General features: G+C 28.3%; 19 protein-coding genes and 1 pseudogene. 6 read left to right on the top strand and 14 right to left on the bottom strand.

Going from position 1 to position 18,594, the window contains the following annotated elements; genetic code table 11:
• The first annotated feature begins 202 nt into the window (after positions 1 to 202).
• Entirely contained in the window at positions 203 to 523 is a 321-nt protein-coding gene (locus J2Z25_RS12590; protein ID WP_008677695.1) for a hypothetical protein, read from the top strand.
• A 181-nt stretch (positions 524 to 704) separates the two neighbouring features.
• On the opposite strand, the gene J2Z25_RS12585 is transcribed toward J2Z25_RS12590, so the two are convergent.
• Both J2Z25_RS12585 and J2Z25_RS18810 read right to left on the bottom strand, forming a co-directional pair.
• Positions 705 to 848: a hypothetical protein gene (locus J2Z25_RS12585; protein ID WP_209740847.1), complete on the bottom strand. Its 144-nt coding sequence runs from the start codon at positions 846 to 848 to the stop codon at positions 705 to 707.
• Positions 849 to 879: 31 nt separating this feature from the next.
• Positions 880 to 1,008: a hypothetical protein gene (locus tag J2Z25_RS18810; RefSeq protein WP_008677692.1), complete on the bottom strand. Its 129-nt coding sequence runs from the start codon at positions 1,006 to 1,008 to the stop codon at positions 880 to 882.
• 294 nt (positions 1,009 to 1,302) lie between these two features.
• On the opposite strand from J2Z25_RS18810, the gene J2Z25_RS12580 reads away from it, so the two are divergent.
• Positions 1,303 to 1,818, top strand: a complete 516-nt coding sequence (locus J2Z25_RS12580) for a DUF5698 domain-containing protein (protein WP_008677691.1) — start codon at positions 1,303 to 1,305, stop codon at positions 1,816 to 1,818.
• Between the two features lie 427 nt (positions 1,819 to 2,245).
• Here J2Z25_RS12580 and J2Z25_RS12575 read toward each other — a convergent pair.
• Positions 2,246 to 2,872 (bottom strand): annotated as a pseudogene (locus J2Z25_RS12575) (pyridoxal phosphate-dependent aminotransferase).
• Positions 2,873 to 2,894: 22 nt separating this feature from the next.
• Here J2Z25_RS12575 and J2Z25_RS12565 point away from each other — a divergent pair.
• The 4 genes from J2Z25_RS12565 to J2Z25_RS12550 all read left to right on the top strand — a co-directional run bounded on the left by J2Z25_RS12565 (position 2,895) and on the right by J2Z25_RS12550 (position 4,609).
• Complete coding sequence (locus J2Z25_RS12565) at positions 2,895 to 3,116, top strand: PDC sensor domain-containing protein (RefSeq protein ID WP_209740846.1); 222 nt, start codon at positions 2,895 to 2,897, stop codon at positions 3,114 to 3,116.
• Entirely contained in the window at positions 3,116 to 3,364 is a 249-nt protein-coding gene (locus J2Z25_RS12560; RefSeq protein WP_209740845.1) for a PDC sensor domain-containing protein, read from the top strand. Before J2Z25_RS12565 ends, J2Z25_RS12560 begins: the two co-directional genes overlap by 1 nt.
• Before the next feature lie 3 nt (positions 3,365 to 3,367).
• Positions 3,368 to 3,652, top strand: a complete 285-nt coding sequence (locus J2Z25_RS12555) for a PDC sensor domain-containing protein (RefSeq protein WP_209740844.1) — start codon at positions 3,368 to 3,370, stop codon at positions 3,650 to 3,652.
• Positions 3,653 to 3,739: 87 nt separating this feature from the next.
• Complete coding sequence (locus tag J2Z25_RS12550) at positions 3,740 to 4,609, top strand: methyl-accepting chemotaxis protein (protein ID WP_209740843.1); 870 nt, start codon at positions 3,740 to 3,742, stop codon at positions 4,607 to 4,609.
• Positions 4,610 to 4,744: 135 nt separating this feature from the next.
• Here J2Z25_RS12550 and J2Z25_RS12545 read toward each other — a convergent pair whose 3' ends face one another.
• From J2Z25_RS12545 to J2Z25_RS12495, 11 genes are all read right to left on the bottom strand, one after another.
• Positions 4,745 to 5,437, bottom strand: coding sequence for a hypothetical protein (locus J2Z25_RS12545; protein WP_209740842.1), 693 nt, complete (start codon positions 5,435 to 5,437; stop codon positions 4,745 to 4,747).
• Positions 5,438 to 5,517: 80 nt separating this feature from the next.
• A complete protein-coding gene (locus J2Z25_RS12540) occupies positions 5,518 to 7,302 on the bottom strand; it encodes an ABC transporter ATP-binding protein (RefSeq protein WP_008677684.1) in 1,785 nt (594 codons plus the stop codon).
• On the bottom strand, positions 7,302 to 9,029 hold the full coding sequence (locus J2Z25_RS12535) for an ABC transporter ATP-binding protein (RefSeq protein WP_111928208.1): 1,728 nt from the start codon (positions 9,027 to 9,029) through the stop codon (positions 7,302 to 7,304). The genes J2Z25_RS12540 and J2Z25_RS12535 overlap by 1 nt, the downstream gene beginning before the upstream one ends.
• 262 nt (positions 9,030 to 9,291) lie before the next feature.
• Positions 9,292 to 10,422, bottom strand: coding sequence for a glycerate kinase family protein (locus tag J2Z25_RS12530; protein WP_008677681.1), 1,131 nt, complete (start codon positions 10,420 to 10,422; stop codon positions 9,292 to 9,294).
• A 145-nt stretch (positions 10,423 to 10,567) separates the two neighbouring features.
• On the bottom strand, positions 10,568 to 11,407 hold the full coding sequence (locus J2Z25_RS12525; protein ID WP_209740841.1) for a Cof-type HAD-IIB family hydrolase: 840 nt from the start codon (positions 11,405 to 11,407) through the stop codon (positions 10,568 to 10,570).
• A 77-nt stretch (positions 11,408 to 11,484) separates the two neighbouring features.
• Entirely contained in the window at positions 11,485 to 12,630 is a 1,146-nt protein-coding gene (gene dgoD / locus J2Z25_RS12520; protein ID WP_008677677.1) for a galactonate dehydratase, read from the bottom strand.
• Positions 12,631 to 12,661: 31 nt separating this feature from the next.
• On the bottom strand, positions 12,662 to 14,050 hold the full coding sequence (locus J2Z25_RS12515) for a PTS galactitol transporter subunit IIC (RefSeq protein WP_209740840.1): 1,389 nt from the start codon (positions 14,048 to 14,050) through the stop codon (positions 12,662 to 12,664).
• Positions 14,051 to 14,090: 40 nt separating this feature from the next.
• Positions 14,091 to 14,372, bottom strand: coding sequence for a PTS sugar transporter subunit IIB (locus J2Z25_RS12510; protein WP_008677673.1), 282 nt, complete (start codon positions 14,370 to 14,372; stop codon positions 14,091 to 14,093).
• 64 nt (positions 14,373 to 14,436) lie between these two features.
• Positions 14,437 to 14,883: a PTS sugar transporter subunit IIA gene (locus J2Z25_RS12505; protein WP_008677672.1), complete on the bottom strand. Its 447-nt coding sequence runs from the start codon at positions 14,881 to 14,883 to the stop codon at positions 14,437 to 14,439.
• 11 nt (positions 14,884 to 14,894) lie between these two features.
• Entirely contained in the window at positions 14,895 to 15,506 is a 612-nt protein-coding gene (locus tag J2Z25_RS12500) for a bifunctional 4-hydroxy-2-oxoglutarate aldolase/2-dehydro-3-deoxy-phosphogluconate aldolase (RefSeq protein WP_209740839.1), read from the bottom strand.
• A gap of 83 nt (positions 15,507 to 15,589) precedes the next feature.
• On the bottom strand, positions 15,590 to 18,493 hold the full coding sequence (locus J2Z25_RS12495) for a sigma 54-interacting transcriptional regulator (protein ID WP_111930609.1): 2,904 nt from the start codon (positions 18,491 to 18,493) through the stop codon (positions 15,590 to 15,592).
• Positions 18,494 to 18,594: the final 101 nt, after the last annotated feature.

The following is an 18,594-nucleotide window of genomic DNA, read 5'->3' as shown; positions in this document are numbered from 1 at the left end:
AAAGAAGGATGTTGCAAAAATTATACTTTACAACTATCCCTCTTAAATTAATCTTTTATAATATTATTTGATTTATCAATTAAATGTATTCTACTATAATTATTTAATTTTATTCTTTAAATAAAATTATTTAATAATATTACTAGCTTTTGGACAAGATATATATTATTATTATAAAAAATACTAATTTGAGGTGGTAACTATGACAGTTTATGCAATAACATTTTATTTAAGTGAAGATTCTCATTCATGTGGTTGTGATTCTCACGATCACAATCATGATCACGAACATCATCACCATCATCGTGATGACTATGATATAATTGCAACAATAAAATCACTTGGAGCTTGGGCTAATTTTATGCCTGATAGCTATTTACTTAAAACTGATGTTTCAGCTAATGAAATTTCAGAAAAGATTAAAGCATTCTTACAACCTAATGATTTGCTTTTTGTAACTAAGGTTGACAAGGATGATGTTGCATCACTAACTCCTGGTGTTGTAGATTGGATAAAAGCTTAATAATATAAATTCAAATGGCTAGATTTATTTTAAATCTAGCCATTTTTACCTTTTAATATATTCCTATTAAGAGTATCAGTCCATTAATCATAACTCTTTAATATTTTATAAAATACGCTACCCAAATTTTTAAAAAATGAATCTTAAATTAGATAACTTTAATTAAAATATAACTTTACAATTAATATATCGGATCTGTAATAACACCAAATGATGTTGCTTTTATTAAAGGATTATTTATAAGTTCAATCAATTCTTCCTTTGTCCCATGAACTACTACTCCTAAAATTTTTGCATCTTCAAATGAAGTTTTTCTTCTTTCCATTATTTCATTATATAAAGTTTTATGCCCTATCCTAGGCCTTTATAAAGCTATCATGAACTATGTCTTCTGCATCATTAATTTTACATCCACTTTTTACTAAATATAGACATATAACATTAAATTGCTTTTTATATAAATTTATAATAAAATCTTTGTCCATATTTCCTCCTTTAGTATTCTAACCCTTTCTTAAATAAGACAATTAAAATAGTAAAATGTGTACATATAAATTAAATTTTTAATTAAGCTTCAAAAACATTTTTAACTTACTATCTAAATAATTTATTATGACTTCAATTCCTAATATAATTAATTCTAAAATAAACTGTTATCTCCTTTATTCTCTTTAAAACTTTCTTATGTTATATATAACTAACATTTTCTTACATGAAATAAATATATTGTTGATTTATAATATAGGAAATTTAAATTTCAATGAAAAGGAGGTATTAAATTGCTAAATGCATTAACCATATTTATTTTACAACTTGTCTATGTTCCACTTTTAACATTAAGAACTACATTTGTTGTTAAAGGTAAGAAAGCTCAAGCTTCAATGTTTGCTTTCCTTGAAGCTATAATTTATATAGTAAGCTTAGGTATTGTTTTTTCTGACTTAAGTAATATCCTTAATATAGGTGCTTATATACTCGGATATGGTATTGGAATATATCTAGGAGGTTTAATAGAAGAAAAACTTGCTATTGGATATAGAACTATTCATGTAAATTTAACTAGTTACAATCAAGAATTAATTGATAAATTAAGAAGTTTAAATTTTGGAGTAACTACTTATAATGGAGAAGGAATTAATAAAGAAAAAAGATATAGACTTGAAATTGTATCTCATAGAAGTAGAGAAAGTGAAGTTATTTCTATAATTCAGTCTATGGAAAAAAATGCTTTTATAGTTTCTTATGAGCCTACTCAATTTAAAGGTGGATATATTACTAGGCATATGAAAAGATAGTATTTGTATATTCTGATTTTTACAGTTGATATTTTGATAATTTGTTATAATTTATAATAATTATATATAAATTCATTTCCACTTAATATATAATATTTATAAATTTATAAAAATGGGCTGCGCTATATGAAATATAAAATACTAAAAGTAAACATAATAAACTATAAATTTTACTATGATGGAAAAGAAATTGATTCCTACATTGACTTAATTAATATGCATTAAAAAGATGGATATTCTTTATCTCAAATTCTATCATTACCTAGTGAAGATGCTTCTACTCAATTAACATTAGATATTATTTTGCAAAAGATAATAATGCTTCTTCATATAATCAAGGATTCTCATATTAATTATAAAAGGAAAGCTATGAAACAAATAGCTTTCCTTTTATTTTCTAAAATTATTAACTTTTTAATCACGCTATTTAATAATTATGCGTTAAAAACTTCTTTATATTATCTATAACTATCCTATTTTGTTCTTCAGTTTCCATTGAAATTCTAACGAACCCGTTCATGCCGATTAGTTTTCCGTCTTTTACTATTATTCTATTTCTTTGTAGGAAATCTACTAACTCACTTGCTTTCTCTCCTAATTTGAACATAATAAAAGATACATATGATTTAATATATTCTATGTTAAGTTCTTTAAAGGTAGTTTCGTACATATGAAGTGCTTCTTTATTTTTAATCCTTACTTGTTCTACATACTCTTTTTCCTTTATAACTCTAACTGCTAAATTTTGAGCATATGAATTTAAGTCAAAATGTCCAATAACAAACTTAAATTCATCAATTATGCTTGATCTAGCTATTCCATATCCTACTCTCACTCCAGCTAACCCGTATGCTTTTGAGAAAGTTCTTAATATTATTACATTAGAAAACTATTTATAAATCTTTAAAGAATCTAATGGATCCTTTTCTAAAAATTCTATATATGCTTCGTCTAAAACTACTTTAACATATGAAGGAACTTTTTCTAAAAATGATACTATATCTTCATCATTTAAAAATGTTCCATTTGGATTATGAGGATTAGATAGCCAAATTAATCTTGTATTTTCATTTATTATGTCTTCATATTCAGATATTCAAAAAAATTTAGTATCTCTTAATGGATATATATCTCAATATAATTTAGATAGAATATTAATTGCTGATAAATCTGGAAACGGCTTAAATAGCGGTGGACAAACTGTTAATATTTCTGATAGAGACTATTTTAAAACGGCTATGTCTGGTACTTCAACAGTTAGTAGCCCATTGACTGATAAAACTACTAAAAAACTCTAATGGCTTATTCTGCTCCAATAAAAAATAATGATCAAATAGTAGAGGTATTATCTTTTGCTAGAGATGCTAAAGAAGTATTCGATAAAATAAGCACAATAACATTTAGAAAAACAGGAAAAACCTGCTTAATAGATGGTAATGGTACAACGATAGGTCATTATGATTATAAAAGAGTCCAAGAGGGAGAAAATGTAATTGAAATAGCTAAAACAAATACTGAATTATCAGAACTAGATAAAAACTTTTAAAAAATGAAAGCTGGTGAAAATGGATATGGTGAATATAAATTTAATGGTGATAAAAGAGTAATTTCTTACTATAGTATTCCTGAACTTAATTTGTCAATAGGCCTTATGGTTGATAGTAATGATCTATTTATGGTAGTAAATACAATCCTAAAAATAGTTATTACTATTGGAATTATATCACTAGTTATCGCAATGATACTAGCTTACAGATTCTCTAATAAACTTAGTAAAAGATTAAAATTAACTTCTAGTATAATTTCAAATTTTGCAAAAGGTGACTTCTCATAAGTATTACCTAATAAAGAATTAAATAAAACATATGAAATAGGAGAAAGACTTTCTTCAATAGATAAATCACAAGATTCACTAAAAGATATGATTTCTTCAATCAAAGATTCATCAAATACTTTAGAAGAAGAAACATTAAGCCTAACCAATATATCTGAGAATTATTTAACTTCATGTAAAAATATTATTGCTGCTACAAAGGAAAGTTCACAAGGAACATATAGCCAAGATAATCAGCTTTCTAATATTACAGCTGATATAGATACATTTGATGCTAATTTAACTTCCACAATTGCATCTATTTCTAACATTAATACTATGGTAACTAATATTAATAATAAATCTACTTCATCTAATGAAGATATAGGTGAACTAGTATTAACTATGAAATCCCTAGAGAAGAATTTCAAAATATTTAGTGATACTATTTCAAGCATGAAGGAAAATATAAATACCATTACATCAATAACTGACGTAGTGAACTCTCTTTCTGAACAAACTAATCTTCTTGCTTTAAATGCTGCTATTGAAGCTTCCAGAGCTGGGGAGGCTGAAAAAGGATTTGCAGTTGTTGCTGATGAAATAAGAAAACTAGCTGAAGAAAGTAAAACTTCATCAAGAGAAATTACTTCAATAGTAAAAAATGTACTTAACCAAACTTCAGTTATTGTAAAAGAAAATGATACAATAAGTTCCTTATTCCAAAATCAAATAACTAAAACAACAAAAGCTATGCTTAGTTTTGATGAAATTATTTCTAAACGAAAACAGAATATAATAGAAAATATAACTAATTCTTCTGCTATTTCTGAAGAATTAAGTGCTGCTACAGAAGAAATACATGCTTCATCAAGTGAATTATCTACCTCAAGTGAGAGAGTTGCTGATTCATCTGAAAATTTAAGTATATTAACTAAGTCAATATTATATAAACTTAATAAGTTTAAAATATATTAATAAAAATTTCTACTTAAGTTTATATATAAATTTAAAATTTATATATAAATGATAAGAACCGTAGATATGATTTGTACCTTAGATGTTAAATATTTATATCTAAGGTGCACTTCAATATTACGGCTCTTTTTTATATTACAATTCTAAATTATCTCTACTTATAGCAGTTGCAATAAAAATTAATAAACTAGATAAAAATGATTTCCAAGCTCTAATTACAGCTCTTTTATCATTAGTTTCTCTACTCGCTCTCCTTGCATCCTCTAAACCCTTATAATTAATATTTAAAAATACTCCTGTAGAATAAAGAAACATTGCATTTGTTATTCTAGGAAAATTCTTTGTATCAATAAAATTTTCAGATTCATTTGTGTCAAATAATTGATCTGAAACTCCTGCCCTTAAACTATATAAATAATAAAGGTTTAAAAGTGTAGCCATTATTATAATGTATAATGTATCTATAGATAAATTCAATGTACCTAATTGAGATAATAACTCATCTCTATTAGGTACATTTGCATTATTTTGAGAATCATTACTTTCTTCTTCATTATTATTCTTTACTTCTGCTTCTGTATCATTTTTAATATCTTCTGCTATTCTATCCTTATCTTTAAACCTTATTTTTTTATTACCTGATCTCTCTTTAATAGTATGCCTATCATGAATGCCTTGTTTATTTTTATTTATTCTACTTCTTTTATTTTCTACTTCATAACTCTTTTTTAATTCTGAAGAATAATCTCTCTCAAAACCACTTCCTTCTCTTGAAGCAGAACACTGATTTTTATCCTTTTTACTATTGTAGGTCTTTTTAGATTTCAATATCCTACTCCTAAAGACATAATTATTTATAATATAAATTATGCACTTATTTATTATAGGATACTAATAATTTGTAGTTATTAATTTGATGCTTCTTTATCAGCGAATTGGCTGTTATATAATTTTTCATAGAAGCCACCTTTTTTCATTAATTCTTCATGTGTTCCTTGTTCAATTATATTACCATCATTTATAACTAATATTAAATCAGCACTTCTTATTGTTGATAGTCTATGAGCTATTACAAAGCTAGTTCTTCCCTTCATTATATTTCTCATAGCTTTTTGAAGTAATAATTCTAACCTTGTATCTACAGAACTTGTTGCTTCATCTAAGATCAATATAGCTGGATCTTTAAGTATTGCTCTAGCTATTGTTAAAAGTTGTTTTTCACCTTGTGAAATATTAGATGCCTCTTCATTTAAGAACATGTTATATCCATCAGGAAGAGTTTTTATAAAATGATGAACATTAGCTATTTTAGCTGCTTCTACTATTTCTGCTTTTGTTGCTCCAAATCTTCCATACTCTATGTTATCATATATAGTTCCGTTAAATAACCAAGTATCTTGAAGCACCATTCCAAATATTGAACGTAAATCCTCTCGTTTCATATCCCTTATATCTACTCCATCTATTTTTATTGATCCACCTTTAATTTCATAAAATCTCATTAAAAGATTAATTAATGTAGTTTTTCCAGCCCCTGTTGGTCCAACTATTGCAACCATTTGGCCACTTTTAACTTCTGCACTTAAATCTTCTATTAAAATCTTATCGTCATTATATCCAAACCTTACATGTTCAAAAGTTACATTTCCTTTTGGACTATCAAGTTTTACAGCTTTTTCTATATCCTTTATTTCTTCTTCTTCATCTAAGAATTCGAATACTCTATGAGCTGCTGCAACTGCTGATTGTATTGCTGATGATAACTGTGTTACTTGTGATAAAGGTTGATTTATTTGCCATATATAACGTATAAATGCTTGAAGGTTACCTACCGTTATTCCTCCTGCTATTGCTGTTATAGCTCCTGTTACTCCAACTGCTGCAATTCCCAAATAGCTAACAAGTCCAACCAATGGTGACATTATACTTGATATAAATTGTGCCTTAAATCCTGTGGCTCTAAGTTCTTCATTTACATCCATAAACTCTTTTATTGCATCTTCTTGCTTTCCATATAATTTAATTTCATTAAAACCAGTATACATTTCTTGTACTTTACCATTAAGTTTTCCTAAAGCTTTTTGTTGTTTATTAAATAAGTTCTGTGATTTATTTACTATAATCTTTGTAATTAAAATACTTAATGGAATTATAATAGTTGCTAAAAGTGCAAGTTTTACATTTATCGAATACATCATTATAAGTGCTAAGCTTAATGATAAAAATGCATTAACTACTTGAACAAAACTTTGTTGCAAAGCATTGGAAATAGTATCTACATCATTTGTAATACGACTTAATACATCCCCATAACTGTTACCATCAAAATACTTTATAGGTAGCTTACTTATTTTCTTTTGTACTGTATTTCTTATATCCTTCATTGTATTTTGGATTGCATTGGTTAATAAGAAACTAGCTATAAATGTAGATCCTGCACTACCTATATAAACAAGGAATAACAAAATTAAAATTTTTATAATATAGTTAAAATTAACTGAAGCTCCTTGAACTCCTTTTATAATGGCTTCAAAATCCTTAGTCAATTGTGTAATAATTAAACCTTCTGTTCTTGGAGCTAATGCTGTGAATATTGCTGCTGATACTATAAATAGTATTGCTCCACAGAATGACCATTTATATTTATTTACAAAAGGAGTAATTTTCTTCACTACTGCTTTAAATCTATTCATTATGCAAGTTCCTCCTCTGTAAGTTGTGATGATGCTATTTCATGATAAATTTCACAAGTCTTAAGTAATTCTTTATGAGTTCCAATACCTACTACTTCTCCTTCATTTAATACTACTATTTTATCAGCATCCATTATTGAACCAATTCTTTGTGCTACTATTAGCACTACTGAATCCTTAGTTTCTGATTTAAGTCTCTTTCTTAAAATAGCGTCTGTTTTAAAATCTAAAGCTGAAAAACTATCATCAAATATATATATTTCTGGTTTTCTAACTATTGCTCTAGCTATTGAAAGTCTTTGCTTTTGTCCTCCTGATACGTTTGATCCACCTTCACTTATTACTTCATCAAATTTTTTAGGTTTACGTGAAATGAAATCATAAGCTTGTGCAACCTTTGCAGAATATTCAACTTCTCCAGTATCTGCATTTTTCTTACCAAACTTAATATTACTTGCTATACTACCAGTAAATAAAAGCGTCTTTTGAGGTATAAACCCAATTTTTTTACGTAATGCCTTTAACTCATAATCTCTTACATCCACTCCATCTATTTTAATACTACCTTTCGTAACATCATAAAATCTTGGAATAAGATTTATTAATGTACTTTTTCCACTCCCTGTACTTCCTATAAAAGCAATTGTTTCACCCTTTTTAGCAGTAAAAGAAATATCTTTAAGTACTGCTTCTTCTCCATTTGGATATACAAACGATACATTATCAAATTCTACTAATCCTTTAATTTCTGTATCTTTAACTCCATTTTCTGGACTCTTTATTATAGGATCTTCATCTAATATTTCCTTAATTCTATTAGCTGAAACTTGTGCTTTAGGATACATTATAAATACCATTGAAAATAACATAATTGAAAACATGGCATGAAATAAATACTCAATAAATGCTACTAATTGTCCTACTTGAAGAGTTCCTACATTTATCATTTTACTTGATACCCAAAATATTGCTATAATTGCTAAATTTAATAAGAAGAAGAACATTGGCTGAGATATAGCCATGAGCTTATGAAGCTTTTTAGAAACTTGTGCATATAATTCATTAGTTTCATCAAATCTTTTTCCTTCATAATTATCATTTCCAAAAGCCCTTATAACTCTTATTCCTGTTAAGTTTTCTCTTGATATTCTGTTTAGCTTATCTAGTCTCTTTTGTTGAGTTTCTGATAATGGCTCAGATATCTTTGCTATAACTATAACTCCAAGTATTATAAATGGAATAGTTATGGCTAGAACTACAGATAATGAAGGACTTGTTTTAAGAATCATTATTAAACTTACTATAAACATTACTGGAGTTAATAATGCTGTTCTTAAAAGAGTATTAGTGAATTGTAGAAGTACAAATGCATCATTTGTAGTTCTCGTTATCATTGATGATACTCCAAACTTATCATACTCCGTATGTGAAAATTCTTGTGACTTTTTAAAAATATCATTTCTAATATCTCTTGTTATACCTGTAGAAATTCTTGATGAACAAAATCCTAAAAGTATTGTTCCAAGAACTCCAATAACCGAAATAATTGAAATAATTATCCCCATTCTTTTTACATAATTAATGTCACTATTTACTATCCCTTTGTCTATAACTTTTGCCATTATAGTTGGTATTCCTAATTCAACTAATGCAAAGCCAAAGACAGATATAATATTTAGTATAAGAAGCGCCTTATAATTTTTTAAATACTTTAATAATAATTTCATTGCTGCGTGTTCACTCCTTTTCTTTTAATTCTTTTCAATATAAATAAAAATGAAATAATTAGAATATTACTATTATTTCATTCATTTAATACCCATATGCAATTTTTCAGTACATTATAACATAGCTTAAATAAAAATTCCACATTTTTCCCAATACTCCTTACTTTCTTCTACATTATATTAATCTTAAATCCAAAAATAATTTTAAATCCAAAAAGCATAACTAATATTTTAAATAGTTATGCTTTTTTAACTTTTAATATTATAAAATTAAAGTTCTAACTACATTCTCAACAGTTTTTTCAAGATTAATTTCTCCATTTTTAAGAGCTTCCTCCAAAGAACATACACCTCTTATAATACCAAATATTGAGTTTATTCCTATATCATAAAGATTTTCTGCTCCTTCACCAATCTTTCCTGCAAAAGCAATTGTTTTTACTCCACTTTTTTTAGCCACAGATGCTACTCCCATAGGAGTTTTTCCAAAGATAGTTTGGCTATCTATTGAACCTTCTCCAGTAAATACAAAATCAGCTTCTTTAATCTTATTTTCTAAATCAGTATGCTTTATTATTAACTCTATCCCACTTTTAAGTCTTCCATTAAAAAAAGCAAGTAATGCTGCCCCAACTCCACCTGCAGCACCAGCCCCTTCAACATTTGCTACATCAATTCCAAGTTCTCTTTTAATTACTTCTGCGTAGTTAGCTAACGCTTCATCTAATTGTATAATCATATCTTCTGTTGCTCCCTTTTGAGGACCAAATATTCTTGAAGCACCATTTTCTCCTATAAGCGGATTGTTTACATCGCAAGCAACCTCAAATATAACATCATTTAGTCGCTTATCAAAATTAGTTAAATCTATAGTATTTAATTTAATTAACTCACTACCACCAAAATTTAGTTCCTTACCCTCTTTATCTAATAAATGAGCTCCTAAAGCTTGAATCATTCCAGCACCACCATCATTAGTAGCACTTCCCCCAATTCCAATTATTATATGCTTTATTCCCCTATTTATAGCATCTAATATTAACTCACCTGTACCATATGTAGTTGTAATTAAAGGATTCCTATTCTTTCCTTCAACAAGATGAATACCACTTGCACTTGCCATTTCAATAATTGCTTTTTCACCATTTCCTAATATTCCATAAGTAGCATTTATCTTTCTATGTCCAAGAGGATCAGTAACTACTGCACTTACAAATCTTCCTTCAGTTGCCTCAACTAAAGCTTCAACAGTTCCTTCTCCTCCATCCGCCATAGGAACCTTTATGCATATGGCATCTTTAATTACTTTTTTAATTCCTCTTTCCATAGCATTACAAGCATCTTTTGACGTCATACTTTCTTTAAACGAATCCGGGGCCAATATAAACTTCATATAATTCATCTCTCCATTCAACTATCCTCATAGTATTATATCAAATATTATCGGAGAAACTGAAGTTATTATTAATCAAATTATTGATTAATACTGTATATTTCATGCGCCATTAATAATATTGCTATAAGTAAATAAACTATTATTAATTTAAATCATCTAAAATCAATTTATTAATAGCCTTTGCAACTCCACTGTTATTATTATCCTCTGTAATATAATCTGCCATAGCTTTTACCTCATCCATTCCATTTTTCATTACTACAGCTATCCCCGCTCTCCTTAACATTTCTATATCATTTCCACCATCACCAATACAAATAACCTCTTTAATATCTATACCCAATTCCTTTACCAATTCCTCCACAGCTTTTCCTTTAGAAATACCCTTACTATTTATTTCGCAATAATGATGCTCTGCACTAGATATTTCAAACTCTTCCGTCTCCTCCAGAATTGTCCTCACTCTTTTTACTTCATCTAAATTATTCTTATTTATACAAATTGCCTTAACTATTTTATATTTATTATCTAGAGCTAAATTTTCAAATGGATAGTTTTCAATTATATTTACTTTATGCTTATTATCTAAATACTTATTTATTTTTTTATAACTATATTCATTTGGAATGTTATTTTCAGAAATTATTTCATTTTCAGTATTTAAATATATATCTACATCATAGTCTTTTACTAATTCCTTCAATTTTAATATTTCCTCGTAACTTAATGTTCTAAATTCTAAATTTCCATCCTCTGTTAAAATTATGCCTCCATTTGAAGCTATTACTTTAGTACTAACCCCTAATAAATCTTTTATATGATCTACAAACTTATAAATTCTACCTGTAGCTATACATATATTTACTCCACTATCAATAGCTTTCTTTATTGCTTCTATATTTTCATTTGTAATTTTCTTGTCATCTGTTAATAGAGTTCCATCTAAATCTATACATATCAATTTATAATTTAATCTTTTCATTACTATCTCCTTCATTTTCTTATAAATAAAATGATCTGTATGATTTAAAAGTTTCATACAGATCATTTATTATTATTTTACCATTCAGCTATTGTTCCATCATAGTTTTTCCAACTAGGATTTGTCCAGTATAATCCTTCTGCAGAAACTTTTTCTACAAGTTCTTCATCTATTTCTATACCTAGACCTGGCTTTGTTGGCAATTCTAAATATCCATCTTTATATTGGAATATTTCTTTATTTTTTACAAAATCAAGTAAGTCAAATCCTTTATTGTAGTGAATTCCTAAACTTTGCTCTTGTATAAATACATTTGGTGTACAAACATCCAATTGTAATGTTGCTGCTAAAGCTATTGGCCCATAAGGTGCATGAGGTGCAACAGCAACATCAAATGCTTCTGCCATAGCTGCAATTTTTCTAGTTTCTAATATTCCGCCGCAAAGAGCTATATCTGGTTGAATTATATCAATAACTCCTTCTTTTAATATGTTTTTAAAGTCCCATCTACTATATAGTCTTTCACCTGTTGCAAGTGGTGTAGCAGTATGATTAGCAACTTCTCTAAATGCTTCTTCATTTTCTGGAAGTACAACTTCTTCTAAGAACATTAATTTATAAGGCTCTAATTCCTTTGCTAAAACCTTAGCCATTCCCTTATGAACACGTCCATGGAAGTCAACTCCTATACTTAAATCAAATCCAACAGCATCTCTTATAGATTTAACCCTATCAACTACTGCTTGGACCTTTTCAAATGAATCTATATAATGAAGTTCTTCTGTAGCATTCATTTTTATTGCTTTAAAACCTCTATCTCTTCTATCAATAGCTTCTTTTGCAACATCTTGTGGTCTATCTCCACCTATCCATGAATATACCATTATTCTATCTCTTGCTGCTCCACCTAATAATTCATATATTGGAACATTTAATGCTTTACCTTTAATATCCCATAAAGCCATTTCTATTCCTGAAATTATTGTTCCATTAATTGGACCACCTCTAAAGAATGATCTGTGAAGTTCTTGCCATATTCTTTCTATTTCAAATGGATTTCTTCCTATTATTCTTTTTCCTAATTCATAAGCACCTGCTACTACTGTATCTGTTTTAGTTCCAGATATCATTTCACCCCAACCTTCAATTCCTTCATCAGTTGAAATCTTTATGAATATCCATCTTGGCTTTACAGTATAAACTTTAATTTCTGTTATTTTCATTACAAAGTCTCCTTCTACTACTATATTTTAATTAAGCACTTTGCCCTACTTCATTATTTTCTAGATTTTTCTTTGCATCTTTCTTAGGTTTAATAACATCCATGTAGTACCAAATCACTGCAAATCCTATTATTAATAATGGAATATTTATTATTGGATTACCTACAGTAAAGGCCATGAATATTATAAAACTTTGAGTTAAGCTTGTTGCTGCAAATGATGATATTAATGCACCAGCTGCTAAGCTTAAATCAATCCCAACACTTGAAGCTAAATCTGTTAAAACTGGAGCTGTAACTGTACCAGCTAATAATATAGCTGCAGTAGTACATAGACCAATTACCACGTTTTTAAATAGATTTCCTCTAGTTAACGCAACTACAAGTGCAACTCTAAATGGAACAACTGCTAAGTCTGCAAAAGGTAACATTCTATTTCCAGGAAGTACTACCGCTAATAATATTGTTAATGGTATTACTATTAATGAAGTTGTTATAACATCTGGATTACCTGATACTACTGCTGCATCTAATCCTATAAATAGATCTCTTCCTTTAAATTTCTTCTTTGCAAATTTCTTTGCACCTTCTGATATAGGCATTAAACCTTCCATAAATAGTGATGTCATCTTAGGTATAAGAACTAGAACTGCCGCCATATTTACTGCAACATTTGCTATGTTAGTAAAGTCATATCCAGCTAATGCACCAATAACTCCACCTAAAATTAATCCCATTATCATTGGTTCTCCAAAAAAACCTAAATATTTTTTAGCATCTTTTAGTGAGAAATTTATTTTATTTACTCCTGGTACCTTATCCAATAACCAGTTAAGTGGTACTGCAACTATTAATGAAGATAATGCTGAAACTGTTGGCAATGACACTCCTGGTAAACCAAAGTAATCTTCTACCATACCTGCTGACCAGTCTGATAGCTTAAATGTTACTATTGCCATTGCTATACTTGCTCCAACTCCAAAGAATATGTTTCCAGTTACGAAATAAGTCATAACCCCAACTATAGCCATATGGTGATAGTTCCATATATCAACATCTAAAGTATTCGTTTTCTTAAGAATTAACATTATAATATTTATAGCTAAAATTGCGAATATTAAAATAGGTATAATAGGTGATGCCCAAGTTACAGCTGCTATTGTTCCCCAGCCTACATCTAGTACATCTAAGCTAAAGCCCCATCTTTCAACCATTGCTTTAGCTGCTGGTCCAAGGCTTCCAGATAAAAGGTTAATTACAAGCTTAATACCTGCAAATCCAATACCAACTGTTAACCCTGATCTAAATGCCTTAGCTGGTTTAACCCCAAAAACAAGGCCTACACCTAATATTATTAATGGTAAAAGTACAGTTGGGCCTGCATTTAATAATGTCTGGAATACATTATAAATAAGTTCCATAGTTAATCCTCCTCAATTATTTAATACTATTCTTAACTATTTATTTCTTAGCATAGTTTAATATTTCTTCTAAAGTTTCATCTTCTCCGATTCCTGTTAATAAAGACATTGCTGATACTACTGGTATTTTTGCGCTATCTCCACCATATTTTCCTGTTGTAACTAATATATCAAAATCATCTACCTTGCTATCAATCTCTAATAATTTGCATTGAGTTACTGATACTGCAACTCCATTTTCTTCACATATTTCCCTAATCTTTGTTGCCACTACTGTTGATGTTGCAATTCCATTTCCACAAGCTACTAATATTCTTTTCATTTTTTTACTCCTCCAATTTTTTTAATATTTACTATGATTTATTTCTATAAATTTTTCTAGGTATTTAATCCAAATAGCTCTTAACTACTTCTAAGATAGCTTCATCAGATTTTGCTTCTATAATTTTCTTTAAATCTTCTGAATTTTGAATTAAACTAATTATTTTTTGTAGCATTTCAATATGACCATGAGGTTCATTTAATGCTAGCATAATTACTATTTGAACATCCAATGTTATACTTGGATCATCCATAGCTTGAAAATCTACGGGATTATTAAGTATTCCCATTGCTATGGCAGATTCATTTACTAAAGTATGATCACAATGTGGTATTGCTATTTTTATTGCAGCAGGTAATCCAGTTGGATATTCTACTTCACGCTTTAATATAGCCTCTTTATACCCATCCTTAGCAAATCCTTCATCTTTTAATTTATCTGCTAAAAAACTTAAAATTTCACTACTAGTACTACACTCTAAATTTCTGTAAATTAAAGTACTGTGACTCATATTCTTTCCCCCTACTGTATCACTCTTTCTAATTCCTTTAATGCCTTTACTAATGCTTCAATATTTTTTGAGTTCACATCATCTTTATTAAAAAGACTTGAGCCTATACCTAAATAGTCAGCTCCATTTTCTAAGAATTCTTTAGCATTATCTGCAGATACTCCGCCAACAGCCATTACTTTTATATTTCCTAAAGGAGCCTTGATATCTTTTATATAGCTACTTCCACATGCTTTGGCTGGAAATACTTTTACTATATCTGCTCCATTTTCATAACACCACCAAATTTCTGTTGGGGTCATTGCTCCTATTATTGATTTAACATTATTTTTCTTACACTCATCAATAACTTCTTTCTCAACTACTATTGGTGTTAATATAAATTCTGCACCTGCTTTTATTGCATTTTTTGCATCTTCTATATTTTTTACTGTACCTGCACCTATGCTAACTCTATCTCCATATTCTTTTGATATCTTTTCAATAGTTTCAAGTGCACCATCTGTGTTTAATGTTATTTCTACTGCTCTAATATTTGATTGAACTAAAGCCTCCATAACGGTTTTTGTTTGTTCATAGCTGTAACCTCTTAAGATAACAGTCACTTTAGAAAAATCCTTCACCTTTTTCCCCCCTTTAGTTTTCTTGCAATATATTAAAGCAATAGTCATGCCAAATTATTATGGCTAGTTTTGTATTTTGAGTTTTATAATAAAATTTCTAGTATTTCTTCTTTACTAGTGCTTGATTTTATCTTATTTAGAACACTTTCTTCCATGATTATCTTATATAATTGTTCAAAATATTTTTTTGAATCATCCTTTAAAGCTATAAGAAAAATTAAGTCTACTTCATAATTTTCACTCCATACTATCTTTTTGGCTAATTTAGTAATTAATATGGTTGGTTTTGTAACAAATTCTGAAGCACCATGCGGAATTGCTATTCCACCTTTTAAATACGTATCTCCAAGCATTTCTCTTTTAAATACACTTAATAAGAATTCTTCTTTTACATATCCACCATCAATAAGCTTTCTAACCATATCATCTAATGCTTCATCTTTATATTTATAATTTTCATTAACAAACACAACATTTTTATCTATAATTTCAGATAGCTTATTTTCTTCTTTATTGGATATTATATTATTTAACTTTTTAACTCCTGATCCTTTCATTAATTCCTCTAATGATATAAAAGGTATATTTCTAAATTCTGGGTTTATCGTTCCTACTATAGCTTCTATATTTTTATTTTTAGATATCCTAGATAAAGATGAATTTATATCTTCATCCATAAATCCTATAGGTATAATTTCAATATCTTTTCCTTTTAAATCAATTTTGTTTTCTACATACTCTTTTATTTTTAAAGCTGAGCCTTTTCCTGTAATACATAATGTAACTATAACTTTTGATAAGTTACTATTTTCAATGTTATATTGACTTGATCCAAAACCTTTAGAATCACTTTCAAGATCATGCATTATTTCTTCTAATGATTGATCTGTTAATGCTGACTTTCTTACAGCTTCTAATACCATTAAAGTATCAACTCTTCCAATTACTCTAGTCTCAATTCCAGTTTTAGCAGTTATTATATCTCCAAATGTAACAAGTGAACCCATGTCAACTAAAATAATACAGCCTTTGCCTTGGTCATTTTCCTTCACTAATCTTATAGCTTTTTCAAGCATTATATCGGGAGAATCTCTAAAATCCATATCAAGTCCTACTGCATGATCAACGCCTAAAAACTTATTAGCTACTTCTGCCATTGCTGATGCTACTCTTCCATGAGTCATTACAATGACAGCTACTTTTCCTTCTTCAGTTTTTAAGTATCTTGTATAATTTTTAAGATACATTGTAATGAATCCTATTTCATCTTCAGGAACATCTATATTCAATCTTTCTCTTACAATTTCACACATTTTCTTAGCAACATTATATTCCTTTTCATACCTTGTCTTTATAATACTTAATTTTGGATTAATTATTTCCTTCCCATTACGTATTCTTTCATATGTTGAATTTAAATGAACAGCCAAAGGGTAAATGATATCTGACTGTAATCCTGTAAGTTCTTTTTTTGCAAGCTTTATCATCATTTTTACTGTTTCAAGGCTTTTAACACCAACTAGGTTCATAAGCTCATCTGTATTTACAACATTATAATTAATAGCCTTAGCCCCTCTAATCAATTCAAGCTCAACTTGTTGACTTAATATTTTTGATATTTCTTCATCGCTATACCCAACAAATTTAAGTTCTGACTGTCTTTTTTCTATAAATTTATATATATTTGTATTTTTCTTATTATATCTTGTATCTTCTTCTATTCTTTTCTCACCCTTATGGGATATATAAATATCTTCTATAATAAACTTTTCTATATCAGAATCATCAATATTAATCCTTCTACTTTGTTCCTTTATATAATCAGGTAGATACCTTTCATCTATATATAATCTTTTATCTTCTTTGAGCTTATGTTCCAAGAAACTTATGGCACATGCTACTTGAATATCACTTTTAAGTTGTCCTATATTTCCTTGACACTCATATTTCATAAGCTCACTTATGACATTTTTGGATATTAACATATCCTTTTTTATTCTATGACTTTCTTCAAAAAAGGCTTTATTTATTAATTCAAACCTTTCCTCAAAAGGTCTATCCTTAATTGCAGGTATTTCTATAACCATTGGTATTCTTCTTCTAAAAGTTAATAAAAGAGAACTCTCAACGTTTTCAGTCGTCGCTGCAATTATCATTACATTACTTTTTCTTACTGTTTCACTTTCTCCAAGCCTTCTAAATATACCTTTATCTAATATACTAAATAGTATTTCTTGTCCCTCTGACGGTAACCTATGAATCTCATCTAAAAATAAAATACCTCCATCACAAGCCTCAACAATTCCCATCTTATTTTCAGTAGCTCCTGTGTAGGCACCTTTAACACTACCAAATAATTGTGATAATAAAAGCTGTGGATTATCTGCATAATCTGCGCAGTTAAATATTATATATTTTGCATCTTCTGAAAAATTACTTGTACTCTTTGCAAATTCATACATTGCATCAGCTAAATAACTTTTACCAACCCCTGATGGTCCTAGAATTAATACATGCAATCCATGAGGTGGATAGCTAACTGCTGCTTTTGCTTGTTCCACTTGAACTCTTAAACTACCATTGTATCCAACTACTTCTTTGAAAAAGTCTTTTTGTTCATGAAAATCCTTAATATCCTCTGTCTTTTTATCTTTTATTTCATTTATATAATCATCTTCTTGCATATTAGAAATCAATTCTTTCTTTATATTAGAAGCTGCATATCTTTCAACTTTATATCCCTTTTCCTTTAAAGCTTCAGCTAGAGCTCTATCCGATATTTTTTTATCTTTCTTTAAAATTTCTAAGGCATCCGTTTTTACATATTCTAACCGTCTATTTCTTGAATTAGCTATATTATTTTTCTTTCTATATTCGGTTACTATTTCTCTTAGTATATTTAATTTCTTTGCTATTTCTTCATCAGTTAAAGGATTTTTCTTATTTTCTTCCCTTAAAACCTCTGCTATCATTTTTTCTGTATTCATACTAATCTACCCCCGGGTTTGTATTTTAAAGTTACTATTATAATACACTACTTATATATAATTTTGAATTTATTAATTATTTATTCAACTTTGTTAGATTT

This window comes from Clostridium tertium (genome assembly GCF_017873245.1).
GTDB classification, from domain to species: domain Bacteria; phylum Bacillota; class Clostridia; order Clostridiales; family Clostridiaceae; genus Clostridium; species Clostridium tertium.
The sequence above is the reverse complement of the archived record's forward strand: the minus strand, read 5'-3'. Positions and strand labels throughout refer to the sequence as shown.

Excerpts from the sequence above, each read along its gene's own strand:
- J2Z25_RS12590 (WP_008677695.1), top strand. The coding sequence starts at position 203 with ATGACAGTTTATGCAATAACATTTTATTTAAGTGAAGATTCTCATTCA.
- J2Z25_RS12585 (WP_209740847.1), bottom strand. The coding sequence starts at position 848 with ATGGAAAGAAGAAAAACTTCATTTGAAGATGCAAAAATTTTAGGAGTA.
- J2Z25_RS18810 (WP_008677692.1), bottom strand. The coding sequence starts at position 1,008 with ATGGACAAAGATTTTATTATAAATTTATATAAAAAGCAATTTAATGTT.
- J2Z25_RS12565 (WP_209740846.1), top strand. The coding sequence starts at position 2,895 with ATGTCTTCATATTCAGATATTCAAAAAAATTTAGTATCTCTTAATGGA.
- J2Z25_RS12560 (WP_209740845.1), top strand. The coding sequence starts at position 3,116 with ATGGCTTATTCTGCTCCAATAAAAAATAATGATCAAATAGTAGAGGTA.
- J2Z25_RS12555 (WP_209740844.1), top strand. The coding sequence starts at position 3,368 with ATGAAAGCTGGTGAAAATGGATATGGTGAATATAAATTTAATGGTGAT.
- J2Z25_RS12550 (WP_209740843.1), top strand. The coding sequence starts at position 3,740 with ATGATTTCTTCAATCAAAGATTCATCAAATACTTTAGAAGAAGAAACA.
- J2Z25_RS12540 (WP_008677684.1), bottom strand. The coding sequence starts at position 7,302 with ATGAATAGATTTAAAGCAGTAGTGAAGAAAATTACTCCTTTTGTAAAT.
- J2Z25_RS12535 (WP_111928208.1), bottom strand. The coding sequence starts at position 9,029 with ATGAAATTATTATTAAAGTATTTAAAAAATTATAAGGCGCTTCTTATA.
- J2Z25_RS12530 (WP_008677681.1), bottom strand. The coding sequence starts at position 10,422 with ATGAAGTTTATATTGGCCCCGGATTCGTTTAAAGAAAGTATGACGTCA.
- J2Z25_RS12525 (WP_209740841.1), bottom strand. The coding sequence starts at position 11,407 with ATGAAAAGATTAAATTATAAATTGATATGTATAGATTTAGATGGAACT.
- dgoD (WP_008677677.1), bottom strand. The coding sequence starts at position 12,630 with ATGAAAATAACAGAAATTAAAGTTTATACTGTAAAGCCAAGATGGATA.
- J2Z25_RS12515 (WP_209740840.1), bottom strand. The coding sequence starts at position 14,050 with ATGGAACTTATTTATAATGTATTCCAGACATTATTAAATGCAGGCCCA.
- J2Z25_RS12510 (WP_008677673.1), bottom strand. The coding sequence starts at position 14,372 with ATGAAAAGAATATTAGTAGCTTGTGGAAATGGAATTGCAACATCAACA.
- J2Z25_RS12505 (WP_008677672.1), bottom strand. The coding sequence starts at position 14,883 with ATGAGTCACAGTACTTTAATTTACAGAAATTTAGAGTGTAGTACTAGT.
- J2Z25_RS12495 (WP_111930609.1), bottom strand. The coding sequence starts at position 18,493 with ATGAATACAGAAAAAATGATAGCAGAGGTTTTAAGGGAAGAAAATAAG.